We start from the raw sequence: 26,049 nt of genomic DNA, 5'->3' as shown, positions 1-26,049 counted from the left end.
ACGCTGACCATCGTCCGCCCATTCTTGATGAGGATTCAGTTGATGGAAGAATACCGGCACCCCCTATCCCCCAACCGATGGCAGATCATTGCGCTGATCGCATTGCAACTCTTGTTTGCTGCGTGTGCGACTAGCGTTTTGATATACCGCGCGCAGGGCTGGGCGCCCGAGGTCATCAACTTTGGCTGGCTATCGTATCGGGCATTCAATATCTATATCTCGCTTGGCCTGGTCATCTATTTTATCTGGGGCATCGTGCGCAAGCATCGTTATGTCGTGCCGTTACTTTCCTTGTTCGCCCTTTTTCACATAGTCGAGGGGATGATCATCGGCTTTTGGGTCAAATCGGCACTGCAATTGGCGACTCTGGTGATCCTTGCGCGGATTGTCTATGCAAGCCGGTCGTAAAACATTACCTCGCCCGGCTCTGAGGTGGAGTCAAATCAAGGTGAAAAGCTGTGATTGTACATCCATGGAGAGAGGGTTCGTCATGTTAACAAAACTGTACGTGCTGCTATCGGCGCTGATGTTCAGCATTGCCGTGCTGGCCGCCGATAATCAATACGTGCTGGGCGTGGATGGCCTGGCCTGCCCCTTCTGTGCCTACGGCATCGAAAAACGTCTGAGCAAGGTCGACGGTGTCACTGATGTGCAGGTCGACGTTGGTGAAAGCCTGGTACGCGTAACCCTGCAAGAGGGCAAGACACTTACTGAGGAGCAGGCCCGTCAGGCAGTCGATGAGGCTGGCTTCACGCTGCGATCCTACTCAGAGTCCGGAGGCGAGACAGGAGGTGGCGATGCGAAATAACAACCATTTATTTAGCGTACCAGTGCTGGTCGGCGCTTTGTTAATGGCCGGTGTGTCTGCAGTACAAGCCGCCCCCAACACTTTCAACACCGCCCTGCCCGTGGCCCAGGACCAGACTATCTGGCGTGAGCAGTTTGTGTTGCGGGAGCGCTCGGACAATGGGCCTATGGACCGCCAAGTCTCGGTACAGACCCTGGGCAGTGTGCTGGGTTATGGCGTCACTTCGAAGTTCGCCGTGTTTGGCATGGTCCCCTACTTTTTCAATAAAGAGCTGGACGTTACCACACCCATGGGCCGGGTGGAGCGTGACACCAGCGGTTTTGGCGATATTTCGCTGTTTGGCCGCTACACGCTCTACAAGAAGGATTATACGGGCAGCACCTTTCGCGTGGCACCGGTTGTCGGCTTCACCGCCCCAACCGGCGACGATAACGACAGTGATCGTTTCGGCGAACTGCCACGCCCGCTACAGGCCGGCGATGGCGCATGGGATGTCTTCGGTGCTGTGGTAACTACCTACCAGACGCTGCAGTACCAGGTGGATGGGCAGTTACTCTACCGCGAAAACGGGCGCCACGATGGTTTCGCACGAGGGGATGAGACGCGCTTCGACGCTTCGCTGCAATACCGGATCTGGCCGCGAAGCATGAAGGGTGTGCCTGGCACGCCGAGCTTCGTCTATGCCCTGCTGGAGTCCAATGTAATCCATCGGGAACGCGACGACCTGGGGAGTGGCACCGATGCCGATTCCGGGGGTACCCAGTGGCTGCTGGCACCCGGGCTGCAATACGTTAGCAGAAGCTGGATCGTCGAAGGCACGGTACAGCTGCCTGTGGCCGAAGACTCCAACGGTGACGCCATCGAGGACGATTACATTGTGCGCGTCGGCTTTCGCCGCAATTTCTAGGTTTCGGGTGCGGCATGAAAAAAATCGCTAAATGGTCAGGCTACAGTATTCTCGGTCTCGTGGTAGTGCTCACCATACTCGGCTGCGCGGGCGGGGCGATCAACTGGAACCAGGAGCCGCCGTACGCTCTCGTTCATAGCTGGGGTGAAAAAGGCAGCGGCCCGGGGCAACTGAATGACCCTACCGGTATTGCCGTCACGGATACCGAAGTCTTCGTATCCGATGCACGCAACGGACGTATCCAGGTCTTTGACCACGAAGGGCAACTCAAACGGGCATTCGGCACCACCGGCGATGGCATCGGCGAGCTCGGACGGCCGATGAACCTGACGATCCACGACGAAAAACTTTACGTTCCCGAGTACATGAACGACCGGATTCAGGTATTCAGCCTCGCTGGCGAGCCTCTTGCGGTAATCGGCGGCCCCGGTGAGGAGCCGGGGCAGTTCAATGCACCGGGCGGTGTTGCCGTCGCCGGTAATGGCGACCTGTTCGTGGCTGACTTTTACAACCACCGTGTTCAGCACTTACGGGCGGATGGTTCCTTCGTCAAACAGTGGGGAACCACCGGGGAGACGGGAAAGAGTGCAGGGCAATTTACTTATCCTACTGATGTAACATTTGCTGATGACAGAACTCTCTATGTGGCAGATGGCTACGGAAATCGTGTCCAGAGTTTCGATACCGGAGGTGATTTTCTGCACAAGTGGGGTGGGCCGTTTGCCCTGGGCATCTACGGGCCGCTCAAGGGCTGGCTCACCACCGCGACGTCAATTGCGGTCGGCCCTGAAGGCAACATCTTTGTGGCCGATTTTTATAATGATCGTATACAGAAGTTCGCGGCGGATGGGGACTACCTCACCGCATTCGGCAGCGAGCCGGAAAACCCCGGCCACACGGCAATGGCCGTCGCCATCGAGAGTGACGGAACCGTTTGGAGCGTGAACTTTGCCGATAATCGGGTCGAGAAGTGGGAACCCGTGAAGTAAGCTGGCAAAGAGGGGATCAGAAGACAGACGCTTCACTTACGTAGAAGATCGAGGAGATTCACCATGGGTAAAACCTATCAATCAGTTGTGGTCAATGCACCGGCTGAGACGGTCTGGGCAAAGCTTCGCGACTTTCACGACATGAGCTGGGCGCCGGATGTAGTAACCAATGTTGATATTGTCGGGGACAAGAAAGGCGACCAGCCGGGCGCCAAACGGGTGCTGAACGGGGCATTTCACGAGACCCTGCATGCTCTCGACGACGATAACCGAGAGCTCACCTACAGCATCGACGAAGGACCTTCTCCGGTTTCTTCAAATGAAGTCAGTAGCTACGAGGGGCATGTCCGGGTTCGTCCGGTAACGGAAGGTGATGGCGGCACCTTTGTGGAGTGGTACTCCAGTTGGACCGGTAACGATGAGGCAGCGCAGGAATTCTGCCAGGGGATATACACGGCTCTCCTGGGTCAACTGAAAAAAGCGTTGGACCAGTAATTCTTTGACGCAGGTTGGGCGTTCCCTGCTTTTGCGCATATCCTAGGCGTTTAGCGCCCTCAAAAGGGTGATGCGTATTTAAAGGATTCGGCAAACCCGGAGCAAAATGGACGACCATCCGGCCCCGTAATGATACTGGTATGAACCCGAAATACCTGGTTGATCAGGGGCTCGGTAATCACTTCCCCGGGGTTGCCGATGCTTTCGAGCTGGCCACCGGCCAGGACGGCGATCCGGTCAGCAAATTGCGCGGCCTGGTTGAGGTCGTGGAGTGACATCACAACGGTCAATCCGTGCTGGCGATTTAGCGTGGATAACAGTTCCAGCACTTCCAGCTGGTAGCCCCAGTCCAGAAACGTGGTCGGTTCATCCAGCAGAAGAATGTCGGTTTCCTGGGCCAGCGCCATGGCGATCCATACCCGCTGCTGCTGCCCTCCGGAGAGCGCTTCCACCGGTCGCTCCGCCAGGTCCGAAACCCCCGTCATTGCCATTGCATTGAGGGTCGCGCTGTCGTCGGTGGTGAGGTTCCTTTGCCACCATTTCCGGTGTGGGAAACGACCCAGCGCCACCAGATCCCGAACCCTGATGCCATCGGGTACAATCGGTTTCTGGGGCAGCATGGCGAGCCTGAGAGCCAGCCGGCGCCGGTCCCATTGCTCAACCGGCCTGTCGTCCAGGTAAACCTGTCCTGACCGGGCCGGTAGCAGGCCCGCGAAGCTTTTCAGGAGTGTACTTTTACCGGAACCGTTGGGGCCCAGAAGACAGGTGATCCCACCTTCTGGAATGGCCAGCGAGACGTTGTCCACAACTGGCTTGTCACCGTAGGCAAGTGAGAGATGCTCGGTTCGTAACATGGCGGATCCCGGCCTCAGGGTTGACGCGATAACAGGTAAAGAAAAAACGGTACGCCGAGGACGGCGGAAACCACACCCACGGGCACTTCATAGGGTGTGAACAGTGTCCGGCCGAGTAAATCCGCCAGCACCGCCAGTACCGCTCCCAATAGTACACATAACACCAACTGGGCCGGAAGATTGGCACCGGCCAGCCGGCGGCTGATGTGGGGAATCAGTAAGCCAATGAAGCCAACCGGCCCCACCACTCCAACGGCACTGGCGGCCAGCAGGGTGGCAATCAGCAGGGCAAAGGCACGCCAGCGATTCAGGCCCAGACCCAGGGTGCGTGCGTGTTGATCGTCAAGCTGCATGACCTCCAGTGGGCGCACGAGCAGCCCGACACCGGCCAGCCCGATGAGTGTCCATGGCAACAGCGCTCGGAGATGTTGCCATTCTGCGCCGTACAATGAGCCGGCCAGCCATTGGGCAACCAACTCGGTATGGGCGTGGCCCCAGAACGCCAGGGCGCCCGTGGTCAGTGCGTGTAACATGCCGGCAATTACCGCGCCGGTCAGGGTCATCTTGACCGGCGACAGGTGGCCATGTCGCATGCCAAGGAAGTACACCGAAAGGGCCGTCACAAGCCCGCCCGCCATGGCAAACAGGGGTAAATACTGAAGCGCGAACGACGCATTGTTGTAGGGATTCGCGCTGGACACTATCCAGTCTCCGATAATAAAGGCGGCGACGGCCACCAGACTGGCGCCCGCGGAGATACCAAGAATGCCGGCCTCGGCCAACGGGTTGCGGCTCAGCAACTGTAACAGCCATCCTGACAGGGCAAAGTGAATGCCAATCAGGGCGCCGGCCAGGGTGCGGGGCAGCCTTAATTCGAAGACCACTCGTTGCACGTGTTGCGAGCTGTTGCCGGTCAGTCCGGCCCATACCTGGGACCATGTCAGGTCTACCGCCCCCAACTGGACGCCCGCGACGATGACAACAACCAGACTGAGCCCGCCCGCCAGTAGCAGTCTGGCGACAGGGCCGGCGCCTGGAATCTGCATGCCACGGCGGCCTGCCCGAGGAGGTGTCGTTGCCGGATTTGTCACCTTATGCGCTCCGGGGTGAGGTTCGCGAATTGAGCAGATAAACCAGCCAGGGCGCCCCGATAAGGGCCGTCAGCATACCGACGGGTAACTCCTGGGGAAAAGCCAGCTGTCGTGCCAGGATATCGGCTGCCAGTAACAACAGCCCTCCAAACAGGGCGCTCAGGGGCAGCCAATGCTGGATCTGGTTGCCAATCATCCGCCTGGCAATGTGCGGCGCCACCAGGCCAATAAACACGATCGGACCGGTGAAAGCGACCAGTGCTGCAGCCAGCAGTAAAGCCAGCAACAGAAAAATCAGTCGCCAGCGCCCGACGGCCAGCCCCATGGCAAGCGCCAGATCATCATCGAGTTGCAGCAAGCGGAATGGCCGCTGCATGACGAACAAGGTGCCGAGTGGAAGCAGCAGCCAGGGCAGCACCATCTGGAGCTGAAGCCATCCCCGCCCCATCAGACTGCCGGCCAGCCAATAGTAGAGCTCTGCCGCCTCCGCCCCTGACACCAGCAGAAGGCCCGTGGTCAGTGCGGTGGCCAGCGATGTTACCGCTATTCCGGCGAGCACCACGCGCTCTGGCTGAAGTTGTCGCCGACCGGCGATGGCAAACGTCAGTGCACCACCCAACAGGCCTCCGGCAAGGGCCATCAGCGGTAGCCACAGGGCGCCGGGCGTACTCAGGGTATGAAGCGAAACCACTGCCAGGGCGGCCGATGCGATCACGCCGGTCAGGCCAGGCGAGGCCAGGGGGTTTCGGGTGACGCCCTGCATGACGGCACCGGCAACCCCGAGGGCTGCGCCGCCGAGAATGCCGAGCAAGTTGCGCGGCAGCCTCAGCTCCAGCACGGTGATGCGTGTCAGCAGGTCACTGCTGCCGTCCATGGCTGTCAGCAACAGGGTCGGCGACACCCAGCGGGAGCCCGCCATCAGGCCCACGAAGAACAGCAGCATCAGGAGCAACACAGTTGCTCCGTAAATGCTGATGGGGCGGGTGGTTGAATCGTCACTCATCATTTGTCGGTTCTGTCGGCGCTGACGTCAGCAACAGGCGCTGAATGTCGTCAAGGATCCGTTCCCTGGCGATGGGGCCGGCCCCTTCTTTCCAGTATTGCGGAACTTCGTAGACGCCGTTGTTGCGCACTGCCTTCAGGTAAGGCCAGATCGGATTCATTGTGAATGCTCGCTGACGACGGGTGGGCAACAGGAGAATGGTATCCGGGTTAAGCTCCAACAGTGCTTCAAGACTGATTCTGTAACCCAGCGGGATACCGCTGTCGGGATTAGGCGGCTTTCCCCCGACATTGTCGAAGCCCAGGCGCTCCAGAAAGCGAGCGTTGAGTTCCGTGGCTTTTGCTGGCGCCCCCAGCGCTTGCCCCGCTAATTCCACGGCCCGCAGGCTGTCCTGAACCGTGATCAGGTCCAGGGCGAGCAGCGGGGCGATGGCTTCAATCTGATCACCGTCTTTCTCGGTATAACGGCCAATGGCGATGACCAGATCCGGCCGGACCGATGACAGCACTTCCAGGTTTGGCTGATGTCGCGGGCCGAGGCCATGAACACCGGTTAGTTCCGACGCCAGGTAGTCCGGGATCCCCTGGATACCGTAGTCGGTGACCGCAACCGGTGGGGTGCTCAACGCCAGTGCGACATCGGCGCCAAAGGTCGAAATCGCAGCGGGTCGGGTCGCGGGTTCGGATAACCGCAGGGTCTTCCCGCGGTCATCCGTCAGCCGGATGCCGCTGTCGTCAGCCAATCCTGAAGCAGGCGACAGCAGGACAATGATCAGGATCTTCGCGATCCGGTTCCGTAAACAGGCCATCAGATGTCGAGCTGCGCCTCAAGGATAAAGCTTCGGCCGGGCTGGGGCACACGGCCGACCGGACTGACGTCCACGCCCCGGAAGTAATAATCCTCATCCAGCAGATTGTTGACAGCCAGGCCCAGGTTAAGGACGCGATCACCGCCAACAGGGATATCGCGACCGACTCTGGCAGTGACCAGATGGTAGTCCGGCAACTCACCGGCGCTGCCATTACTGGTTTCTTCTTCTGTGTTGTCCGCATCACTGTAGCTGGAACTGACGTACACCCAGTTCAGGCTGGCATCCCAGGCCTGGTAACTGTACACCGCATCGGCGCTGACTTTATGGGTCGGCGCGTTGGGCAGTTCGTTGCCCTCGTTTTCACCCGTCAGTTGCTCCGTGTCCAGGAAGGTGTAACCAAAGCCGAGTTCCCAGTGGTTGTTGACACTCCATTGGTTCGTCAGCTCGACACCCTGGTGGCGGGTCTCTCCAAGGTTCTCGAAACGACTGGTAGTGCGATTGAACTGAATCTGGTCTTCATAGTCAATTCGAAACAGTGTTGCAGATGAGCTCAGACTGGGGGTTACCTGCAATCGTGCGCCAAACTCGTTATTCCAGGCAGTTTCATTGGCGACCGCGCCCTCACGCGTGGTCTGGGCAATCTGGACCGGCACAAGAGAGCGCTGGCTGTTGGCAAAGACAAACAGATCATTGGAAGCCTGATAACCGACAGTCAGGCCCGGCAATAACTCCTCGGCGCGGTTTCCCTCGGTGGTGCTGCTGAGGTTGTCACGGAAATCCATATCCACGTCTTCGTAGCGCAGACCCGGAGTTACGGTCAGGCGGTCATCCAGGAACGACAGGGTATCACTGGCGTAAAAAGCCATGGCCCGGGTGTCCAGGTGCCAGTCGCGCGCCACGGAACGGGTACCGGAGGAAAATTCCAGGCGATTGACGTCGAACTCCACATCCTCACTGACAAATCGGGCACCCAGCGTAATGTCGTGACGGCCATAGTTGATGGCGATTCGTGGCTCAGTGCCGTAAACGGTGAACAGTCTCGGTGAATCAGCGACGTGGGTAGAATCCAGCCCGGGATCCGCCCAGTGGCCGCTACCGCTGAGGTTCTGACCAAAAAAGAAGGTACGGTCGGCATCTTGCACGAAATTGCGCCATTGAAATTCCATGTTGTTGGCCGGCGTGTACGTCCAGGTGAAGGTGGCGCGACTCATATCCGCTTCGTATCCATCATACGGGCGCTGACTCTGGGTACGGTCCTGCTCATAGGCTTCCGGTGTCAGGGCACCGGGAAGTTCGGCATCCACACGGTAGTATTGCAACTGCGAGGCCAGTTCGTGCCGGTCGTTCAGGTAGTAGCGGGCGTCCAGGATCAGGTTATCCACCTCGGTATCGGAGTGATCGCGAAAGCCGTCACCGCGCTGGACGTTGGCCTGGAGCTGCAAGTCGAGTTTGTCGGTGGCGCGTCCGCCGACACGGTAATAGGTATCGGTGAAGACGTTGCCGGTCTCTTCGGCGATGGTGACCCGCTCGCGAAGGGTCTGGGAGGTTTTCGCCGGAATCGGCCTGGTCACGAAATTAACCACGCCGCCCACGTTGTTAGGGCCGTAATGAACGGAGGCACCGCCACGGACAATATCCACGGCTTCCAGGCTCGGAAGCGTGACCGGGAAAAGCGAGACGCCAACGTTACTGTAAGGTCCAATGGCAATCGGGTAGCCATCCACCAGAATCTGAAGCCGTTCACTGCGCAGCGGGTTCAGACCGCGCACCCCGATGTTGGGAAGAATGCCCGTACCTGTCTCATCAAGCACCGTGACGCCGGGTACCGGGCGCAGGGCATCCTCCAGATTCAGCGCCCCGGTATCCTGGAGTTCTTCTTCCTCCACCACCGTGCGGGCGCCGGTGTAGGTTTTCTCGGAGTCTTCGGTCGGCGGCCCCAGCCAGTCGGCGGTAACGTTCAGGCCGGGTAGCAGGGCGGGCGCATCAGCCTGCTTCTGTGCCAGGGCAGGTGCAGTACCAATAGCCAGAAGCGAGACCGGGAGCAGGGCTATTGCCACAGACAGTGGGTGGCGCTTAAGCGGCTTTGAATATTCGGATTTTGGCATTGGATTCTCCAGCACTAGTTCCATATTTTAGTGCGCATTTTACTGATAATGATTCGCATTACAATTAATTTATGGGTAAGGAGGGAAGCCGCGTGCTCGATTTGGAACCACCAAACCTTCACCACCGCGCCTTGCTCTCAAGGCCCTCAGTGGCTCAGTAGATTAGCGAATTAGCCAGACGGGGCACTGGCAGCCTGTCGGACTTAAGGCTGATCTACTGTGCCGCTTTCCCACCTTGCTCGTGACGATCACTTAAGTCCGACAGGCTTCTGGAGCGTGAACTTTGCCGATAACCGGGTCGGGAAATGGCAACCTGCCCTCCGGTAACATTTACCCTGTTCGCGTGTCCTGAACTTCAGGATAGGGAGCAGGGTTTTCATGTTTTCAGTCGCAATCGCACTGACCATTGCCGCGGTGATTGGTTACACCGCCCAGGTAACTGGCCTCTGTATGGTCCGTGGTGTCAACGACTGGATCAGGGGCCGACGTTTGCGCCTGACAGCTATCCTCATGGCTGGATTCTGGATCTATCTGTTCACGCCCCTGATTGAATATCATGACCATTCCTTTCTGGCGGTCTATCCTTTTCACTGGTCTATCCCCCTGGGTGGTTTTGTGTTCGGGGTCGGGGCAGCGATCAATGGCGCCTGTTCCATCTCCACGGCTACACGCCTTTCCAGTGGAGATCTGCGCATGCTGTTAACCATGCTGGGCTGGTTGGCCGGATGGGTATTGCTGATCATTGCAGACCTGAAGCCAGACCTCCGGAGCACGCCATACCAACTAGGGCTGCTGCCCTGGTTTGCGGTGGCAAGCCTGGTGCTGGCCTCGATACTGGTTTACCGGAAGTTTCGCCACCGCTGGCGCATGTGGGGCGGCATCATGCTAGTGGGAGTTTTTGCGGGTGCGCTCTTTCTATATGAGCCGGCCTGGTCGCCCAGTGATTTTGTTCGCGACGCAGGGCTTAACCTGATAGTAGGCACCTCGCCACCGCCGTCGTTCTCCCGGGCACTGATACTGGTCTCCATGTTGCTGGGCATGACCGCGGGCGCCTGGCGCTTCCGCCGTTTCCGATGGGTGGTGCCAGCCTCCGGCGAAACCGGCAAACACCTGGGCAGCGGGTTGTTGATGGGAGCCGGATCAGCTCTGGCGCTGGGGGGTAACGATTTCCAGTTGCTACTGGCCTTGCCCGCCCTGTCCCTGGCCAGCCTGTCTGCCCTGGCCGGTATGCTGGCAGGGATCTGGTTGGGGGTGCGGGAGCTATAAGAATCGCCGGTAGATCTTGTCACAAACGACTGATCACGGGGTTGATGAAAACCTCAACCACGCTATCTTCACCTTTGAACAGCCGTGGACGTGCAGGGACAGGGGGTGTAACAACCGTAAGCCTGTTGTGTCGATAGTACGTGGAATCAACGGGTACGCCAATCAACGGGAGACAGTGCAATGAGGTGGCCGGCTGGGATGGAAGCAGGTTTTGACGGTGCGAGGGAAGGCACTGGTTTCGGTCGGACCAACTGGCAATCGCTGATGAACTGGGCCAGACAACTTGTTGCCTGTCGGCTGTGCCGGAACCTGACCGTGGCCGCCTTTGTGGCGATCCTGGTCATCGAGTTCGTGATTCTGATTCCGTCTTATCGAAATTACGAAGAGAGCCTGTTACGCCAGCATGCCACCGTCGCTGAACAGGCCATCAAAACCTATCTGGCTACAAAGTCAGGCTCGGTAACCGCCGACTCGCTTGAGCATTTGCTCGAAAGCTCACGGTTAACGGGTATCGAGCTGATGGTGGGTGACCAGTGGTTACGCGCTGGTGAGGCGGTCAGGGAGCCGGGCGATGCCCTGGGGCGGCTGCGGGATCTTGAGCGGCCCGAAGGTATCCGGTTGGAGATTGCCTGGCAGGAGGGCCAATGGCTCGGCGACTACCCGGTGCGGGCGCGGGTGGACGTTACCGGTGTCTCGGCGGAGTTGACCGCGTTCGTAGCTCGCATTTCGGGGCTGTCGTTGCTGATTGCCATTTTCGTAACCATTGTCACCATGGCCGTGGTCGATCGCATGATGCTGTCACCTTTACTGAGACTACGCAGCCGTATTATCCAGGCCGGCACCGATGCCGAGCACCCCCTGAGCTACGTCCGGCAGCCGGAACGGTGTGATGAGTTCGGGGAGGTTGAGGGCGCGTTTAACGGCATGTTGAAACAGAATGCGTCTTACCTGAACCGCCTGCAGTCCCTGAACCAGCGCCTCGATCAGTTACTGATGGAGCGGACCCGTTCACTGAAGCGCACCGAGCAGGAACTGGAGATCCGGAGCCTTTACGATCAACTCACCGGGCTGGCCAATCGTAACCTGTTTGAAGAACGGATTACGCAGTATCTGGCGGAGGCGGGCAAACACGATGCGGCAGCCAGTGCGCTTGTGGTGTTTGGTCTTGATGAGTTTCAGGCACTCAACGGGCTTGCGGGCCACCAGGCGGGTGATCGGGTATTGCAGGAGGTGGCGCGGAGGCTTGGCCGTTTCAGCCGGGAGCCGGGTTTTGTATCCCGGCTGGGCGGTGATGTCTTCGGTTTGTGGTTTACGGCCCGCGAAGACAAGCCAGAGGTACATCTGGAAGCGGATATTGCTGATGTGATCAGTGCCTGTACTGCGCCAGTCCAGGTTGGGGGATTCAGTCATGAATGCCATATCAGCGCTGGTGTTGCCGTTGCTCCGATGGATGGCAGTGACGCCGAGACCCTGCTGAGCCACGCCGAGATCGCCATGCACCGGGCGAAGAAATCGCCGGATCAGAAGGTCCAGTTCTTTGCTTCGGATTTCGGCGAACAGATTCAACGGCATCAGACGTTGGTGAGGGATTTGCGTACCGCTATCGAGCACCGGGAATTCGAGCTCCACTATCAACCCCAGTTTGACCGGCTACGTCGTTGTGTAGGGTATGAGGCCCTGCTGCGCTGGCGCCATCCCGCTGATGGTCTTGTGTCTCCGGCTGACTTTGTTCCGGTTGCGGAGCAGACCGGGTTGATTATCCCTATGGGTTTGTGGGTCGTTGAACAGGCCGTTGTGACCATGAAACGTTGGGATGAACAGGGATTCGAGGGACGCATGGCCGTCAATATATCCGCCCGCCAGTTGGCAGACCCGTCTCTGGCTGAAACCATCGAAAACATTTTGCAGTCCCACAATCTGGCACCGGACTGTCTGGAACTGGAAATCACCGAAACCGCGCTGATGGAAGATGTCACCATGGCGCTGAAGATTCTTCAGCGCTTCCGGGCACTGGGCGTATTATTGGCGGTCGATGACTTTGGTACCGGTTACTCGTCGCTGGCCTACCTGAAAGCACTGCCGGTCAAACGCATCAAGATCGATCGGGCGTTTGTCATCGGATTGCCGGATAACGAACAGGATGAGGTGCTTTGTCGCACCATGATCTCCATGGCTCACAGCCTTGGCTGCGAGGTCATTGCCGAAGGCGTGGAGACAGAAGCCCAGGCCAGCTGGCTGCTGACCTCAGGGTGTGATGAACTCCAGGGCTTTCTGCTCGGTCGCCCGACACCTGAGGGTTACCGGTCCTCCCAGTCGATTGCCCGGTAATCGAAGTTGCCCTCAATGGTGGGCTTGATAATCCGGAAATAAGGTGAGGCATCAAAGTCCCTCGGTGTGAACAGGGAGGGGTGCCGGATCCGGAAACGCTCGATCTCGCAGTCTTCACAGTCTGGATCGTTGGCGGGAAATGTTTTCACCACTGGCAGGATCGGATAGCGCAGTTGTTGGAAGCCTTCGGCAATAAAGGTGGAACAGATGGCCCGCGTGGGATCTCCGCTTCCGAACGCCAGCAGTCTGTGCCGGTAACGCGTCGGCACCGGCGGTGTCGGCCACAGGTAACGCGCCAGATCAAACACGTTTTTCATGTCGTACTGGTGGCCGAGGCGGCTTAGGGCATAGTCCGTCAACGCGTGAATGTCGCCTTCATCAAGTCCGACCGGACGGCAGATGCGGGTATGGGTATTTCGGTAGAAAGATAGGGGAAGCGGGCGGATACCTGCCTCAAGATCTGCCTCTATGAGTACGTGGGCTTCACCATCGTCCGAGGTTCCGAGACCGGCATCTGGCCCCAGGTACAGTGCCGCGTGAGACCAGGTGGACTGGGTCAGATACTTGATGGCAACACTGATTCGCGTATTACCCTCTACCAGCAGAACGTCTCCGGGCTCAAGCGTGTTTACCATGGCTTCCCAGGTGGAGGTTCTGGTGGAGTGCCGGGAAACTTCCTTGGAAAGGTAGGCGGCCAAGCGCCTGGAGAGCCAGTTCAACAGCATGTTTTGCTCCGGTTTTTTCTTGGTTTATGTTCAATAGAACAGACAAACATCGGGGAACTCTGTTACATCAGCCAGTTGATATGCCTTTTGAGAGTGCCACCCTATGAGCTGGCATTTGTAACACTGTGGCAGGTGCCTGTGTCAGTAGTGCCGTAATCGTAAACAACTGACACGTGAGGCGTTGATGTCTTTTTCCTGGACTGTCCGTGAGCCGGTTCGCCAGTGCAGGGATGCCTGTGAACTGGCAGTGGGCCACGGTACGCCCTGGCGAGCCGCCAAGCTGGCCGCGGTGGTTGGAACGCTTCTGGTACTGATCAACCAGTGGGAAGCGGTCGTTGGTACGGGCTCGATGGACTGGGTGAAAGTGACGCTGACGTATTGTGTTCCTTATATGGTCTCGACGTATACCAGTGTCAGCAAGGATCTGCACCTGCGTCGGGCAGCCGAGGCAGCGGAGCAGAGGGTGCATGAGGAAGCACAAAAAATTCAGTTTCAGAAAGGCGCGTCGTAACACTTCGGTTGTTCAGGGGTCTCTCACCTTGCAGGCCACCAGGCTGGAGCAGCGTCTGATGGAGCTGGGGATATCAGGAGGTGAATCGTGAGCATGGATAACATGATTGGTTCGGTACTGATTGCTCTCTTGCTCTGGGCAACACAGCCGGCCATTGCCGAGAGCAAAAACGGATTTGATGTCAGCAACGCACGGGTGCCGGTTGATGAAATCCTCCGTGGTGGGCCACCTCGTGATGGCATCCCCTCAATAGACGATCCAAAATTTGAGCGCCCCGCCAATAGCCTGCCCTGGCGCGCCGATGACCTGATGCTGACCTTTGATGACGGGGACGCCCACTTTGCATACCCCATCGGCATTCTGAACTGGCACGAAATCGTCAATCATGACCTTGACGGTACGCCGCTGCTGATTACCTTCTGCCCGTTGTGCGGAACCGGCATGGCGTTCAACCCCGTGGTGGATGGTCGGCTCTTGACCTTCGGAGTGTCGGGCTTGCTCTACAACAGTGACTTGCTGATGTATGACCATCAAACCGAATCCCTATGGTCACAGATTGAAGGGCGGGCAATTTCAGGCCCGCTGGCCGGGACTGAGCTGACGCCTGTCGCCATTCGCCATGAACTCTGGGGAAGGTGGCAGGAACGGGTTGGCTCTGACGGACAGGTGCTCTCAACAGACACCGGCCACAGTCGCAACTACCGGATGTCGCCTTACGGGGATTACGATCATTCTGAGCGGCTTTACTTTCCCGTCACCCACACCAGCCGGAAGTATCACCCGAAAACCTGGGTGCTGGGCTGGACCCATAATGGCGAGAGCAAAGCCTGGCCATTCCCCGAACTGGCGGACCACGGTGCTGTTCTAGAAGACCGGATCGGCGGCAAGGCGGTACGAATCCACTACGATCCGGAGGTGCCGTCGGCGGAGCTGCGGGATGCGTCGGGCAAGCTGCTTCCTGCCACGAGAGCCTTCTGGTTCGCCTGGTACACCTTTCATCCCGACACCCGGATTTATGAGGCCGATTAATTTTGAAAACTGGTGTAATAGTTCCGGAACTCATGTGTCTCCTTCATGACCGCCCCTTGTGCGGTGACGGGCTCCGAGGGCCCAACCCATAACTCCATGATCAGGGAGAGAGACCATGTCCACGATACATCCTCTTAGAAAAGCCATTCGCATTTCCTATGAACATCAGCGCACTGCCTGGTGGTCCGCTGCATTGATGACTGCCATGCTTGGCACCGGCGGGCTGGCGGTTGCCGCCTGCAATCCGTGCTCTCCTTGCAAGAGCAAGTGCAAGGCCGGGCAGCACTGCAAAGCTGGTTGTAAGGCCGGTTGCAATCCGTGCGCGGCCAAAAACCCGTGCGCGACTAAAAATCCCTGTGCCGTGAAGAACCCATGTGCCAGCAAGAACCCATGCGCCACCAAGGGCTGTAATCCCTGCGCTGTGAAAGGCTGTAATCCCTGCGCAGCTACGGGCAAGTGTGGCGCCAAACCCAACCCCTGTGCTGCCAAAAAGGTCACTCGACCAGCCAACTATCAACCTTATGAGGGGAATCCCTGCAAGCTGATGGCTCTGGGGGAGAAGCTGTTTAACGATCCTTCCCTCAGCAGCAACGGCCTGTCCTGCGCGACCTGCCACAACGATGGCGCTGGCTACAACGCAACCTTTGCCAATGCCTATCCGCATTCCGTGGCCATGGCCAGGGACATATTTGGCATGGATTCGGTGCATCTGGATGAGATGGTCCAGGTTTGTATGGTTCAGCCCATGGCGGCAGAGCCTCTGGACTGGAGCGGTGAACAGCTGGCGGCGCTCACGGCGTACATGGGCAAGGTTCAGAAGCAGCTTGCAGCTAATCCCTGTGCCCTGAAGGGTGGCAAATGTGGCGCCTGTAACCCTTGCGCCACCAAAAACCCCTGCGCCACGAAAAACCCCTGCGCCACCAAAAACCCCTGCGCCACGAAAAATCCGTGCGCGACCAAAAATCCCTGTGCAGCGAAGAACCCCTGTTCGGCCAATGCCGGGAAACGATTGGCAGATGCCGCTGCCTGAGGTGAATAGACCAGTCGGACGCGCGCGGCTTCCGGGAACTCCCGGAGCCGCGCGGGTAAGGAGATAAGAGATAATGACGGAACTTGGTATTCCCAAATTGGCGAGTCTCACGGATAACCAGGTGTTGACCAGTCTGGCGGCCATTGACGATATCCGGGAGTGCTACCGGGTGCTGGAGAAAGGCGGGTTAAATGTGGTTGGTGAGGTGCTCAAAGGCCAGGGCCCTTTTTACGAGATGGACCACTACCCGAAAGAGGACGTCTATGACCGGGAAACCGCGTCCCAGTATTACTACCATGCTCACCGGGACGACCACGCCGAGCATGGGCATTTCCACCTGTTTCTTCGTAATGCGGCATTGCCTGAAGGGATAGAGCCGGTGATGGGGCCCACGGGTGAGGACAGGGTGGCGCACCTGGTCGCAGTTTCCATGGACGCCTGGGGTTACCCTACCGACCTGTTTGCCGTAAACCGCTGGGTAACCGATGAGAGCTGGCTGCCTGCGGAGACGATCATTCGAGTGCTGGATCAGTTTGCCATTGATCACGCCTACCCCAGCTGGCCGGTCAATCGCTGGCTGACGGCGATAGTGCGTTGCTTCCGGCCCCAGATCGAGGCGTTGCTGTATCACCGGGACGAGGTTATCTATCAGCGGCAGGCGCAGGGTCTGGAGCAGGTGCTGGAAGATCGTTCCCTGGAGATTACCGGGACTGTTCCGATCGATGTGGACAGTTGGGCGGATAAGCTCAAAGCGGAGCAGATAAAGCGTAATCAGGCCAAGCGAATTCAGCAAAACAGAAGCTCTGAATATACCAGGTAATCACTGACATCAAAAAAACAGGGTTTGACGGGTTATTAACTATCGCTGCCCCGGGATTTCAGTGCGTTAAGTGCCTCGGTCACACGTTCGTCGATCCTGCGCAGCAGCTCCTCGTCCGGCTGGGCCGAGGAGTGAGCCTTCATCAGCTCGGTACTCGCCCGCAGATTGCCGATAAAGGTTCGGCAGTCCTTGCACATCATCAGGTGCATTTTCACGGACAGGCTCTGCCGACCAGCCAGTTCGCCATCAATGTAATCACTGGCAATTACGGCCAGATCCCTGCACATCAGCATTCGCCCGTCTCCTGGAAGGTTTCGACCATCAGAAAGATTTTTTGCCTTGCACGGTGTAAAAGGACACGAAGGTTAGAGGCACTGACATCCAGAATGTTACAGACATCGTCGGATTTGTGCTGGTGAGCCTCGTAAAGCATCAGGGCGGAGCGCTGGGTTTCCGGTAGCGCGGAAAGGTGTTTGTCCAGGCAATCGCTGAGGGCACCATTTTCCATCAGTGTGTCCGCGGATTCGTGAAACTGCAGCTTTGGCGGCAGATCCCAGCGGCCAGTGGAATTAAAACGGCTGGCCAGCTCCGGCTCAAGGCTTTCGGAAAAATCGGTGGCCACTTCCCGTTTGCTGGAACGAAGCCTGTTTTTACAGCGGTTGGCAACAATCCGGTGCAGCCAGGTTTTCAGGCCCGACCGGCCTTCAAACTCTTGAATGGCATCGATCACGGTAACCCAGCAATCCTGGACAATTTCCTCGGCGCTGGAGTGGTCCAGATAGAACCGGGCGACCGCCAGCATCCCGGGTGTGTAAACGCGCACCGCTTCCCGATAGGACTGATTGTCGCCCGCTTTCAGGCTTTGAATCAGTGTTGCTTCCCTGGGGGTGTCTGGATCCGACATCGCTGTTTCCTATTGTGAACAACTGCTCAAGAATAGCAGTAAGTTCTGACAGCTGTCGAAAAGTTCCCTGCGTACACCATGCAAGGGGCCGTGACCAAATTGTTAGATATTCATGAGCAATCGTTGACACAATGCCGGCCTGAACGACGTACAACTTCTTTAAACCTGCGAAAGAAGCAAAGAAGCGAAACAGAAGGGCCGGATGTAACACTTCCGCAACTGGCGTGTCTCTGCGGTACTACATTATTAAGGGTAACAAGGATTATTACATGACATCGAAAAAATGGATTCTGGTCGCGTTGATCGTGGCGGTGATCATCGGTTTTATCGCCAGCGGTGGTAATGAACTGCTGACGCTGCAGAATCTCAAGGATAACCAGCAGCTTCTGGAAAGCTGGATTGGGCAGAATCTGACGACTGCGGTGCTCGGGTTTGTGGCCATCTATGTAGTGGTCACCGCGCTGTCACTGCCCGGAGCGACGATCATGACCCTGGCGGGCGGTGCTTTTTTCGGCAACCTGTACGGCCTGGCGGCGGTATCGATTGCTTCCACCATCGGTGCCTCTCTGGCGTTTCTGGTGGCCCGCTTCCTGATGCGCGATACCTTGCGCAAGCGCTATGCCGAGACCGTGGCGAAAATGGACCGTGGCATCGAAAAAGACGGTGCCTTCTACCTCGCAACCTTGCGTCTGGTGCCGGTCTTCCCGTTCTTCCTGATCAACCTGGCGATGGGCCTGACTGCCATGAAGTTGCGCACCTATGCCCTGGTGAGCTGGATTGCCATGCTTCCGGGAACCTTCGTCTACGTAAATGCAGGCACCCAGCTCGGGCAGATCCGGTCCACCGGTGACATTGTCTCGGCCGACCTGCTGCTTGCCTTTGCCCTGCTGGGACTTTTCCCGCTGATTGCCAAGTTTGTGGTGGGCTTCATTCGTCGCCGCAAGGTCTATGCCGGCTGGAAGAAGCCCGAAAGCTTCGATTACAACCTGCTGGTGATTGGCGGTGGCTCTGCCGGCCTGGTTTCGGCCTACATCGCAGCGGCGGTGAAGGCGAAAGTGGCCCTGATCGAAAAGCACAAAATGGGTGGCGACTGCCTCAACACCGGCTGCGTGCCCTCCAAGGCGCTGATCCGCAGTGCCAAGGCAGCAGATACCCTGCGCCATGCCAACCGTTACGGGTTGGAGTCAGTGCCGGTGAACGGCTCGTTCAGGAGCATCATGAACCGCGTCCAGGACGTGATCGCCCAGGTGGAGCCTCACGATTCCCCCGAGCGTTATCGCAAACTGGGTGTGGACTGCATCTCTGGCGAGGCCAGCTTCGTATCGCCCTGGGAGCTGGAAGTCAGGCATAACGACGGCCGCACCGAACGGCTGACCGCGCGCAGCATTGTTGTCGCCACCGGTGGGAAGCCAGCCATGCCGCCGATTCCGGGCTTGAAAGACATGCAGCCGCTGACCTCCGATAACCTGTGGGAATTGCAGGAGCAGCCGGGGCGCCTGCTGGTACTGGGCGGTGGTCCGATCGGTTCCGAGCTGGCCCATGCGTTTGCCCGGCTGGGCAGCAAGGTGACTCAGATTGAGATGGGGGAGCGCCTGCTGGCAAAGGAGGATGTCGATGTCTCCGAGTTGGTCCTCAAGCAGTTCCAGGCTGATGGTGTGGATGTCCGTTTGAAACATTCTGCGGTGGAGTTCCGTAAAGAAGAAGACGAGAAGGTCGTCTACTGCGAGCATGAAGGTGAGCGGGTACGCATTCCCTTCGATCAGGTACTGGTGGCCGTTGGCCGTGCGGCAAACACCGCCGGCCTGAATTTGGACAGGATTGGTGTCGATACCTTGCCCAACGGCACCGTACCGGTGGAAGAGGACATGAGCCTGCGCTACCCGAACGTGTTTGCCTGTGGCGATGTGGCTGGCCCGTATCAGTTTACCCACGCTGCCGCCCATCAGGCCTGGTACGCCGCCGTGAATGGCCTCTTTGGGCAGTTCAAACGCTTCCGGGTGGATTACCGGGTGATGCCCTGGGTGACGTTTACTTCACCGGAAGTGGCGCGGGTTGGGCTTAGTGAGGCCGAGGCCAAAGAGAAGGGGGTTGCCTACGAGGTCACCCGCTACGGCCTGGATGACCTGGATCGCGCTATAGCTGAGAGCGAAGACCATGGCTTTATCAAGGTGCTCACACCGCCGGGCAAGGACAAGATTCTTGGAGCGGTTGTGGTTGGTTCTCATGGCGGTGAAATTCTCGCGGAATTCACCCTGGCAATGAAACATGGCCTTGGCCTGAACAAGATCCTGGGTACTATCCATCCGTACCCGACCTGGAACGAATCCGCCAAATACGCTGCCGGTGAATGGAAGCGCGCCCATGCTCCCGCGGGCATCCTGAAGTTGCTGGAAAAGCTGCACGGCTGGCGTCGCGGCAAAGACACAAAAGCACCGAGGAGTCTCTATGTCCCTGACTGAAACCCCCACGGCCCGCAGAAGGCGTATTCCGGCTGTGGAGGTCCTGGAGCCCCGGGCGTTCGACAGCTGGACCCACACCCGCAACGGTGACCCCCGAGGCTACATTGATGCGCACAGGCTGAAGGAGCTGTGGATTCATACCGGCACCGCCTGCAACCTGGCCTGCCCGTTCTGTCTGGAAGGCTCCCATCCCGGTGACGGCCGCATTCCCGGCATGAAGCTCAGCGATGTGAAACCCTTTATCCACGAAGCCATCGATATGGGCGTGGAGCAGTTTTCCTTCACCGGCGGCGAACCCTTCGTGATCCGGGACTTTGTCAACATCCTGGATTACGCCAGCCAGCACCGGCCCTGCTTCGTGCTGACCAATGCCACCGAGCCGCTGCGCAAACGCCGGCACCAGGTGTTGCCGTTGCTGGACAATCCCTACCCGATCCACTTCCGGGTTAGCCTGGATTTCCCGGACCGCGCCCGGCACGACAAGGACCGCGGTGAAGGCAGCTTTGATCTGGCGCTGGAGGGTATCCGCTGGCTGATTGAGCAGGGTTTCAAGGTGTCGATTGCCCGCCAGACCGATCCCGAGGAAATCCCGTCGGATGTGGAAGCGGCTTTCCGGGCGATTTTCCGTGACTGGCATATTCCCGAGAACCTGGCGTTTACCGCGTTTCCGGGCCTTGGTACGCCCGGTTCGGAAGACGGCAGCCCGGAGATTACCGAGACCTGTATGGAGAAGTATCCGACCAAGGAGTCGCGGGCGCACTTTATGTGCACCTACACCCGGATGCTGGTGAAGAAGGGTGACCGGGTTCGGGTGTATGCCTGCACGCTGGTGGATGATGATCCGCAGTATGACCTCGGGGGCTCGTTGGCCGAGAGTATGGATGAGCGCATTATGCTGCGGCATCACCGGTGTTTTTCCTGTTACCGGTTTGGGGCCAGCTGTTCGGCTCCTGGTTAGTTTTTTTTTGGCTTTGTAGGACTGATCGCCGGGAGTTGGCGGCCTGGGTGGTGGGGGTAAATTCCCCTTGGGAAAAACAACTCGCTTTGCTCAGACATTTTTTTCCGGCGGAGAATTTACCCCCACCACCCAGACCGCGGATATCGCTTTGCTATCCGCAAAAAAAAGCGAAAAGAAATTACCAAAGATTGTTCTGGTTTCTTTGGCAGACAATTCCTTTGTCGGGGAAAGCACGATTAGAGTCGAACAAGGGGATGGTTGGGAAGGGGGTCAAAAAACGTGGAGCGCCAGGGATGGCGCGACCGAGCCCTACAGGGACGTATTCACGGGCGTTTTTTTGAGCCCCTTCCCGGCCAGCGCCGTCACCACCCAAATCAGAAACCCCGGGCAGAGCCCCGGGAATAACGAACCAGGAACAAGACAATGAATTTTACCGAAGCCTCCCTGTTCTGGGGATTCCTGCTGGTGTACGGCGTGGTGATGTACGTGCTGTCGCCAAAGAGCAAGAACGCGAATTCGTTTTACAAGGGCGCGGACGATAACGGCAATCCGGTGGGGCAGTGGTCATTGACGGCCAGTATTTTTATCAGCTGGATCTTCGCCAAGTCGGTCACCAACGCGGCTAACCTCGGTGCGGCCTATGGCGTGACCGGCGGCCTGGCTTACGCGAGTTACTGGCTGTCGATTCCCGTAGCCGGTTACATCATCTACCTGATCCGGACCCAGACCGGTGCCCGTAGCCTTCAGGATTTCCTGACCTCCCGGTTCGGGCGGTTTGCGGCGCTGGCGTTTGCCGCTGCGATTTTGATCCGTTTATACAATGAGGTGTGGAGCAACACCGCCGTGGTCGGTGGCTATTTCGGGTTGCCGGGCGAGTGGGAGTACTACACAGCGGCGATGGTGTTCACGGTATTTACCCTGGCCTACAGCCTGAAAGGCGGGTTGCGGTCCTCGATCTTTACCGACGTGATCCAGGCCTTTGTGTTTGTGTTCTTTGTCGGAGCGGTGCTGTTCCTGATTATTCCGGCCAACGATACCAGTGCCCTGCTGAGCAATGGCGAGTTCAGGCTTGATGCCGGCTTTGATCTGCTGCTGGTGGCCCTGCTGCAGATGTTCAGTTATCCGTTTCATGACCCGGTACTGACCGACCGGGGCTTTGTGAACAAGGAAAAAACCATGCTCAAGAGCTTTGTGGTCGCGGGGCTGCTGGGCTTTGTGGCGGTGTTTATTTTCAGTCTGGTTGGTGTTCATGCCCGTTTGAACGGAATCGAGGCCATGGGTAATGCGCCGGCAGCCGTAGGGCAGTCCCTGGGGCTGGCGGCCTTGTTCTTCATGAGTGTGGTAATGATGACCTCGGCCGGCTCAACACTCGATTCCACCTTCACCTCGCTGGCGAAATCGCTCGCTGTGGATCTGCCGCGGCTCGCGCGGCGGGCGCAGGATCGCCTTCCCGGCATTCGTGTGGGGGCGGTGGTGATGATTATCTTCGCCTTCGCGGGCAACCTGCCGATGTTCGCCGGCACCGATATCCTCAAGGCCACCACCATATCCGGCACCATGGTGATGGGGCTGGCGCCGGTGTTCCTGTTTTATCGCTTTACCCGTTGGTCACCCTGGAGTTTTCATCTGAGTTTCTGGACCGGTCTGAGCCTGGGGGTTCTGCTGGCTGTGGGCCTGATTCCATCAGGCTGGGCCATTGGTGAAGGCAAGTACGCCATGCTGCTGGGCGTAAACGCCTGGGGCTTTCTGATCTGTACGGCCGGGTTCTTTGTTCCGCTGGTGCTTCGACGCCTGGCGGGGCGTTCCCTGGCGGCGCGCCAGGCCAGAGGTTGGTGATGACAGAAGGTCGCAGCTGTCCGCTGGCGTATCGATACTCTGCTGCATCGCTCTGCCAGGAGCCCCGTCAGGTCTCCGAGGATGTGCTCTATATCATTGGCGGGCTCTACGGGAACCCCTGGGCCCTTGATGAGATCGAGCAGATGGCGCTGGCGGAAGAGCGGCAGGGGCATCGGGTTAAACTGGTGTTCAATGGTGATTTCAACTGGTTTAACGCCAGCGACAGCCTGTTCCAGAGCATCAATAATCGGGTGCTGGACCATACCGTCAGTCTAGGGAATGTTGACTATGAGCTGGCCAATCCCAGTGCTGGTGCAGGTTGTGGCTGCGCCTACCCGGATTTCGTGGGCCAGGGTGTGGTAGAGCGGTCGAACCTCATCATGGAACGCTTGCAGGCCGTTGCCGGCGAGCACCCGTACATCCTGAAGCGGTTGTCCCTGTTACCAAGGTATTGTTGCCTGATGTTTGGAGGCCTAAAGGTTTTGGTGGTGCACGGGGATCCGGAGTCTCTGGCGGGCTGGGGGCTGGCCCACGAATCTTTCGCCGCAGGCAACGATTACAAGCTGTCGGAATGGTTCCTGGCCTCCGGAGCCGATTTGATTGCCTCAACTCACACCTGTCTGCCGGTGCTCTGGTCGGGCCTGGTGAACGAGCACAGTCGTGTGGTGGTCAATAATGGATCCGCGGGAATGGGTAATCTGTTGTTGGATCCCCGTGGTCTGATCACCCGGATCGGTCTTTCCAGTCCTGTCGCTGAGCCGGTTGCCAGTATTGAGCGCCATGGTCTGCACATTTCCCTGCTGCCGGTATCCTACTCTCTGGAAGCGTGGTTACCGGAGTTTGACCGGCTCTGGCCGGCCGGTTCGGCCGCTGCGGTCTCCTATCGGAACCGGATTCTCAATGGCACGTCCCTGAGTCGCGCGGATATCGTTTTTCCTTCCACTGTTTAATCAATTTGTCACTGGCGAATGGGACAATCCGGGCTATTCTGAAAGAGTGAGCCGGGGCACCCCGTCGGGCGGGTTCAGGGCTTAACTTGAAATATATTTTGTGGTCTATATAATTCAACACTAACTTTTTGACACGAACTGATCACGCTATGACATCAGAAGGATCGAATACCACCGCCATCACGCTTCGCACTCCGGTGAAGGATGATGGCTTCAGGCTCCACCAGCTGGTGGCAGAATGCCCGCCGCTGGACCCCAACTCGATTTACTGCAACCTGTTGCAGTGCAGCCACTTCGCCGAAACCGGCGTGGCCGCGGAGAAGGAAGGCGATCTGGTCGGCTTTATCTCCGGATACATCCCTCCCCAACAGCCCGATACCGTGTTTGTCTGGCAGGTGGCGGTTCACGAGAAAGGTCGTGGACAGGGCCTCGCCAAGCGCATGCTCAAGGAAATCGTCGGCCGTGAAGCGTGTAAGGACGTCACCCATATGGAGACGACCATCACCGAAGACAACGAGGCCTCATGGGCGCTGTTCCGGTCATTCGCCCGTGATATGGGAGCCGAGCTCACCTACCACGAGCACTTCGAGAAAGAGACCCACTTTGGCGGGCAGCATGATTCCGAGTTTCTGCTGCGCATCGGGCCCTTCACGAAGCCAGCCTGAGAGCCGGTCCAGGATCGGTCCTACTACGTGATGGCAGGGCTGTGAACGACTGTAAAGCTGTGATTTGGATTAGCCGGCAGGCCACTGAGGTAGGTCTGCCAACAGGCTTTAACCAACGCCCGGGGCCTATCGCGACCGAATCTGCATTTGTTTGATACGCCACCGCGCACCTACCTCGAACCTGACATGCTAAGAGGCAAGACAATGGAAATTTTCAAGTCGACTGAATCCGAAGTACGTGTATACAGCCGTGCGTTTCCGGTCATCTTCAACCGCGCCAAGAACGCGCACCTGTACACCGAGGACGGCAAGGAATACCTGGATTTTCTGGCCGGTGCCGGTTCCCTGAATTACGGCCACAACAACGACATCCTGAAGAAAGCGCTGATCGAGTACATCGAAGCAGACGGCGTGAGCCAGGGCCTGGACATGTTTACCACGGCCAAGCATGACTTCATGGAATCCTACAAGAAGCACATCCTGGACCCCCGTGGCCTGGACTACAAAATGCAGTTTACCGGCCCTACCGGTACCAACTGTGTGGAAGCGGCCCTGAAGCTGGCCCGTAAGGTAAAAGGCCGCAGCGGCATCATCTCGTTCACCAACGGTTTCCACGGTGTCACCATGGGTGCGGTCGCCACCACTGGTAACAAGCATCACCGCGGTGGTGTCGGCACGCCGCTGGGTAATGTTGATTTCATGTTCTACGACGGCTACCTGGGCGACGACGTGGACAGTCTCGCCATCATGGACAAGTTGCTGAGCGATGGGTCGTCCGGCTTTGAATTGCCGGCAGCGGTGATCGTGGAAGCGGTTCAGGGCGAAGGTGGCCTGAACGCCTGTCGTGCGGAATGGCTCAAGGGTTTGTCCGAGCTGTGCAAGAAGCATGACATCCTGCTGATCCTGGACGATATCCAGGCGGGCAATGGCCGTACCGGTGAGTTCTTCAGCTTTGAGTTTGCCGGCATCAAGCCTGACATTGTCACCGTTTCCAAGTCCCTCAGTGGCTACGGTCTGCCGATGGCGCTGGTACTGTTCAAGCCGGAGCTGGACGTCTGGGATCCGGGCGAGCACAACGGCACGTTCCGTGGTAACAATATGGCCTTTATCACGGCCCGCACCGCCGTGGAGACATACTGGAAAGACGATGCGTTTGCCAATGAGGTAAAGGCCAAGACCAAGGTACTGAGCGACGCCCTGCAGGTGATTTGCGACAAGTACCCCGGTCAGTTCAAAATGAAGGGGCGCGGTTTGATGCGTGGTATCGAAGCAAGCCACGCGGATATCACAGGCCCGATTACCAAACGTGCCTTTGAGCACGGCCTGATCATTGAGACCAGTGGTCCGAATGATGAAGTCATCAAGTGCCTGATGCCGCTGACAACCAGTGAGGAGGACCTGAAAAAAGGTGCCGCACTGCTTGCCAAAAGTGTGGACGAAATCATGCAGGAAGGGCTCAGCGAGGCGTCGTAAGACGCCGCGCACCTCCGGACATTCATGCTGCA

Annotated in this window: 26 protein-coding genes; 18 read left to right on the top strand and 8 right to left on the bottom strand. The window is 58.1% G+C overall.

The features are described from left to right. Nucleotides 1–42 precede the first annotated feature (42 nt). From D0851_RS11780 to D0851_RS11760, 5 genes are all read left to right on the top strand, one after another. Complete coding sequence (locus tag D0851_RS11780; protein WP_162893726.1) at nt 43–408, top strand: hypothetical protein; 366 nt, start codon at nt 43–45, stop codon at nt 406–408. Between the two features lie 82 nt (nt 409–490). Continuing rightward, nucleotides 491–808: a heavy-metal-associated domain-containing protein gene (locus D0851_RS11775; protein ID WP_117618815.1), complete on the top strand. Its 318-nt coding sequence runs from the start codon at nt 491–493 to the stop codon at nt 806–808. Beyond that, nucleotides 798–1,715, top strand: coding sequence for a transporter (locus tag D0851_RS11770; RefSeq protein WP_117618814.1), 918 nt, complete (start codon nt 798–800; stop codon nt 1,713–1,715). The genes D0851_RS11775 and D0851_RS11770 overlap by 11 nt, the downstream gene beginning before the upstream one ends. A 14-nt stretch (nt 1,716–1,729) precedes the next feature. Further along, the gene (locus tag D0851_RS11765) at nt 1,730–2,704 is read left to right on the top strand and encodes an NHL repeat-containing protein (RefSeq protein WP_117618813.1); all 975 of its coding nucleotides are present in this window, start codon (nt 1,730–1,732) and stop codon (nt 2,702–2,704) included. Between the two features lie 63 nt (nt 2,705–2,767). Next, entirely contained in the window at nt 2,768–3,199 is a 432-nt protein-coding gene (locus tag D0851_RS11760) for an SRPBCC family protein (RefSeq protein ID WP_117618812.1), read from the top strand. 59 nt (nt 3,200–3,258) lie between these two features. On the opposite strand, the gene D0851_RS11755 is transcribed toward D0851_RS11760, so the two are convergent. The 5 genes from D0851_RS11755 to D0851_RS11735 are packed head-to-tail and all read right to left on the bottom strand — an operon-like array spanning nt 3,259 to nt 9,063. Continuing rightward, nucleotides 3,259–4,053, bottom strand: a complete 795-nt coding sequence (locus D0851_RS11755) for an ABC transporter ATP-binding protein (RefSeq protein ID WP_117618811.1) — start codon at nt 4,051–4,053, stop codon at nt 3,259–3,261. 14 nt (nt 4,054–4,067) lie between these two features. After that, nucleotides 4,068–5,099 carry a FecCD family ABC transporter permease gene (locus D0851_RS11750; RefSeq protein ID WP_227539278.1) on the bottom strand — a complete coding sequence of 344 codons (1,032 nt, stop codon included), beginning with the start codon at nt 5,097–5,099 and terminating at the stop codon, nt 4,068–4,070. A 46-nt stretch (nt 5,100–5,145) separates the two neighbouring features. Continuing rightward, a complete protein-coding gene (locus D0851_RS11745; protein WP_117618809.1) occupies nt 5,146–6,150 on the bottom strand; it encodes a FecCD family ABC transporter permease in 1,005 nt (334 codons plus the stop codon). After that, on the bottom strand, nt 6,140–6,955 hold the full coding sequence (locus tag D0851_RS11740; protein WP_227539277.1) for an ABC transporter substrate-binding protein: 816 nt from the start codon (nt 6,953–6,955) through the stop codon (nt 6,140–6,142). The genes D0851_RS11745 and D0851_RS11740 overlap by 11 nt, the downstream gene beginning before the upstream one ends. Next, complete coding sequence (locus tag D0851_RS11735; protein ID WP_117618808.1) at nt 6,955–9,063, bottom strand: TonB-dependent receptor family protein; 2,109 nt, start codon at nt 9,061–9,063, stop codon at nt 6,955–6,957. Before D0851_RS11735 ends, D0851_RS11740 begins: the two co-directional genes overlap by 1 nt. Nucleotides 9,064–9,441: 378 nt before the next feature. Between D0851_RS11735 and D0851_RS11730 the strand changes: the two genes are divergently transcribed. Both D0851_RS11730 and D0851_RS11725 read left to right on the top strand, forming a co-directional pair. Next, nucleotides 9,442–10,329, top strand: coding sequence for a YeeE/YedE thiosulfate transporter family protein (locus D0851_RS11730; protein WP_117618807.1), 888 nt, complete (start codon nt 9,442–9,444; stop codon nt 10,327–10,329). A gap of 180 nt (nt 10,330–10,509) precedes the next feature. Further along, nucleotides 10,510–12,657, top strand: coding sequence for a putative bifunctional diguanylate cyclase/phosphodiesterase (locus D0851_RS11725; RefSeq protein ID WP_117618806.1), 2,148 nt, complete (start codon nt 10,510–10,512; stop codon nt 12,655–12,657). On the opposite strand, the gene D0851_RS11720 is transcribed toward D0851_RS11725, so the two are convergent. Continuing rightward, nucleotides 12,627–13,382, bottom strand: coding sequence for a YiiX/YebB-like N1pC/P60 family cysteine hydrolase (locus D0851_RS11720; RefSeq protein WP_117618805.1), 756 nt, complete (start codon nt 13,380–13,382; stop codon nt 12,627–12,629). The two genes, D0851_RS11725 and D0851_RS11720, sit on opposite strands and share 31 nt — an antisense overlap. Nucleotides 13,383–13,566: 184 nt before the next feature. Between D0851_RS11720 and nrtS the strand changes: the two genes are divergently transcribed. From nrtS to D0851_RS11700, 4 genes are all read left to right on the top strand, one after another. After that, on the top strand, nt 13,567–13,893 hold the full coding sequence (gene nrtS / locus D0851_RS11715) for a nitrate/nitrite transporter NrtS (RefSeq protein WP_117618804.1): 327 nt from the start codon (nt 13,567–13,569) through the stop codon (nt 13,891–13,893). Nucleotides 13,894–13,986: 93 nt separating this feature from the next. After that, complete coding sequence (locus D0851_RS11710; RefSeq protein WP_117618803.1) at nt 13,987–14,922, top strand: DUF3179 domain-containing protein; 936 nt, start codon at nt 13,987–13,989, stop codon at nt 14,920–14,922. 544 nt (nt 14,923–15,466) lie between these two features. Next, entirely contained in the window at nt 15,467–15,952 is a 486-nt protein-coding gene (locus D0851_RS20835; RefSeq protein ID WP_264756444.1) for a cytochrome-c peroxidase, read from the top strand. A 73-nt stretch (nt 15,953–16,025) separates the two neighbouring features. Beyond that, the gene (locus D0851_RS11700) at nt 16,026–16,772 is read left to right on the top strand and encodes a DUF6969 family protein (RefSeq protein WP_205422185.1); all 747 of its coding nucleotides are present in this window, start codon (nt 16,026–16,028) and stop codon (nt 16,770–16,772) included. A 35-nt stretch (nt 16,773–16,807) separates the two neighbouring features. Here D0851_RS11700 and D0851_RS11695 read toward each other — a convergent pair whose 3' ends face one another. Together D0851_RS11695 and D0851_RS11690 are read right to left on the bottom strand one after the other, a co-directional pair. Next, entirely contained in the window at nt 16,808–17,065 is a 258-nt protein-coding gene (locus D0851_RS11695) for a zf-HC2 domain-containing protein (protein WP_117618802.1), read from the bottom strand. Beyond that, on the bottom strand, nt 17,059–17,676 hold the full coding sequence (locus D0851_RS11690; RefSeq protein WP_117618801.1) for an RNA polymerase sigma factor: 618 nt from the start codon (nt 17,674–17,676) through the stop codon (nt 17,059–17,061). Before D0851_RS11690 ends, D0851_RS11695 begins: the two co-directional genes overlap by 7 nt. Before the next feature lie 269 nt (nt 17,677–17,945). Between D0851_RS11690 and D0851_RS11685 the strand changes: the two genes are divergently transcribed. From D0851_RS11685 to ectB, 7 genes are all read left to right on the top strand, one after another. After that, nucleotides 17,946–20,135: an FAD-dependent oxidoreductase gene (locus D0851_RS11685; protein WP_117618800.1), complete on the top strand. Its 2,190-nt coding sequence runs from the start codon at nt 17,946–17,948 to the stop codon at nt 20,133–20,135. Beyond that, the gene (locus D0851_RS11680) at nt 20,122–21,093 is read left to right on the top strand and encodes a radical SAM protein (protein WP_117618799.1); all 972 of its coding nucleotides are present in this window, start codon (nt 20,122–20,124) and stop codon (nt 21,091–21,093) included. The genes D0851_RS11685 and D0851_RS11680 overlap by 14 nt, the downstream gene beginning before the upstream one ends. A 67-nt stretch (nt 21,094–21,160) precedes the next feature. Next, nucleotides 21,161–21,520 (top strand): hypothetical protein, encoded by a 360-nt coding sequence (locus D0851_RS11675; RefSeq protein ID WP_117618798.1) that lies wholly within the window; start codon nt 21,161–21,163, stop codon nt 21,518–21,520. Then, nucleotides 21,517–22,929, top strand: a complete 1,413-nt coding sequence (locus D0851_RS11670) for a sodium:solute symporter family transporter (protein WP_117618797.1) — start codon at nt 21,517–21,519, stop codon at nt 22,927–22,929. Before D0851_RS11675 ends, D0851_RS11670 begins: the two co-directional genes overlap by 4 nt. Beyond that, nucleotides 22,929–23,879, top strand: a complete 951-nt coding sequence (locus tag D0851_RS11665) for a metallophosphoesterase family protein (RefSeq protein ID WP_117618796.1) — start codon at nt 22,929–22,931, stop codon at nt 23,877–23,879. The genes D0851_RS11670 and D0851_RS11665 overlap by 1 nt, the downstream gene beginning before the upstream one ends. Nucleotides 23,880–24,028: 149 nt before the next feature. Next, complete coding sequence (gene ectA / locus D0851_RS11660) at nt 24,029–24,544, top strand: diaminobutyrate acetyltransferase (RefSeq protein ID WP_117618795.1); 516 nt, start codon at nt 24,029–24,031, stop codon at nt 24,542–24,544. Nucleotides 24,545–24,748: 204 nt separating this feature from the next. Then, nucleotides 24,749–26,017: a diaminobutyrate--2-oxoglutarate transaminase gene (ectB, locus tag D0851_RS11655; protein ID WP_117618794.1), complete on the top strand. Its 1,269-nt coding sequence runs from the start codon at nt 24,749–24,751 to the stop codon at nt 26,015–26,017. The last annotated feature ends 32 nt before the right edge of the window (nt 26,018–26,049 follow it).

It is taken from the genome of Marinobacter sp. Arc7-DN-1 (assembly GCF_003441595.1).
GTDB classification, from domain to species: Bacteria; Pseudomonadota; Gammaproteobacteria; order Pseudomonadales; family Oleiphilaceae; genus Marinobacter; species Marinobacter metalliresistant.
This window is presented reverse-complemented; position numbering and strand designations above follow the sequence as displayed.

Bases quoted from the DNA above. Each gene is read 5' to 3' on its own strand.
- D0851_RS11760 (WP_117618812.1), top strand. From the start codon at position 2,768: ATGGGTAAAACCTATCAATCAGTTGTGGTCAATGCACCGGCTGAGACG.
- D0851_RS11665 (WP_117618796.1), top strand. From the start codon at position 22,929: ATGACAGAAGGTCGCAGCTGTCCGCTGGCGTATCGATACTCTGCTGCA.
- D0851_RS11750 (WP_227539278.1), bottom strand. From the start codon at position 5,099: ATGCAGATTCCAGGCGCCGGCCCTGTCGCCAGACTGCTACTGGCGGGC.
- D0851_RS11740 (WP_227539277.1), bottom strand. From the start codon at position 6,955: ATGGCCTGTTTACGGAACCGGATCGCGAAGATCCTGATCATTGTCCTG.
- ectB (WP_117618794.1), top strand. From the start codon at position 24,749: ATGGAAATTTTCAAGTCGACTGAATCCGAAGTACGTGTATACAGCCGT.
- D0851_RS11780 (WP_162893726.1), top strand. From the start codon at position 43: ATGGAAGAATACCGGCACCCCCTATCCCCCAACCGATGGCAGATCATT.
- D0851_RS20835 (WP_264756444.1), top strand. From the start codon at position 15,467: ATGGCTCTGGGGGAGAAGCTGTTTAACGATCCTTCCCTCAGCAGCAAC.
- D0851_RS11695 (WP_117618802.1), bottom strand. From the start codon at position 17,065: ATGCTGATGTGCAGGGATCTGGCCGTAATTGCCAGTGATTACATTGAT.
- D0851_RS11725 (WP_117618806.1), top strand. From the start codon at position 10,510: ATGAGGTGGCCGGCTGGGATGGAAGCAGGTTTTGACGGTGCGAGGGAA.
- D0851_RS11730 (WP_117618807.1), top strand. From the start codon at position 9,442: ATGTTTTCAGTCGCAATCGCACTGACCATTGCCGCGGTGATTGGTTAC.
- D0851_RS11680 (WP_117618799.1), top strand. From the start codon at position 20,122: ATGTCCCTGACTGAAACCCCCACGGCCCGCAGAAGGCGTATTCCGGCT.
- D0851_RS11765 (WP_117618813.1), top strand. From the start codon at position 1,730: ATGAAAAAAATCGCTAAATGGTCAGGCTACAGTATTCTCGGTCTCGTG.
- D0851_RS11700 (WP_205422185.1), top strand. From the start codon at position 16,026: ATGACGGAACTTGGTATTCCCAAATTGGCGAGTCTCACGGATAACCAG.
- D0851_RS11710 (WP_117618803.1), top strand. From the start codon at position 13,987: ATGGATAACATGATTGGTTCGGTACTGATTGCTCTCTTGCTCTGGGCA.
- D0851_RS11735 (WP_117618808.1), bottom strand. From the start codon at position 9,063: ATGCCAAAATCCGAATATTCAAAGCCGCTTAAGCGCCACCCACTGTCT.
- nrtS (WP_117618804.1), top strand. From the start codon at position 13,567: ATGTCTTTTTCCTGGACTGTCCGTGAGCCGGTTCGCCAGTGCAGGGAT.
- D0851_RS11670 (WP_117618797.1), top strand. From the start codon at position 21,517: ATGAATTTTACCGAAGCCTCCCTGTTCTGGGGATTCCTGCTGGTGTAC.
- D0851_RS11685 (WP_117618800.1), top strand. From the start codon at position 17,946: ATGACATCGAAAAAATGGATTCTGGTCGCGTTGATCGTGGCGGTGATC.
- D0851_RS11690 (WP_117618801.1), bottom strand. From the start codon at position 17,676: ATGTCGGATCCAGACACCCCCAGGGAAGCAACACTGATTCAAAGCCTG.
- D0851_RS11720 (WP_117618805.1), bottom strand. From the start codon at position 13,382: ATGCTGTTGAACTGGCTCTCCAGGCGCTTGGCCGCCTACCTTTCCAAG.
- D0851_RS11745 (WP_117618809.1), bottom strand. From the start codon at position 6,150: ATGATGAGTGACGATTCAACCACCCGCCCCATCAGCATTTACGGAGCA.
- D0851_RS11775 (WP_117618815.1), top strand. From the start codon at position 491: ATGTTAACAAAACTGTACGTGCTGCTATCGGCGCTGATGTTCAGCATT.
- D0851_RS11770 (WP_117618814.1), top strand. From the start codon at position 798: ATGCGAAATAACAACCATTTATTTAGCGTACCAGTGCTGGTCGGCGCT.
- D0851_RS11755 (WP_117618811.1), bottom strand. From the start codon at position 4,053: ATGTTACGAACCGAGCATCTCTCACTTGCCTACGGTGACAAGCCAGTT.
- ectA (WP_117618795.1), top strand. From the start codon at position 24,029: ATGACATCAGAAGGATCGAATACCACCGCCATCACGCTTCGCACTCCG.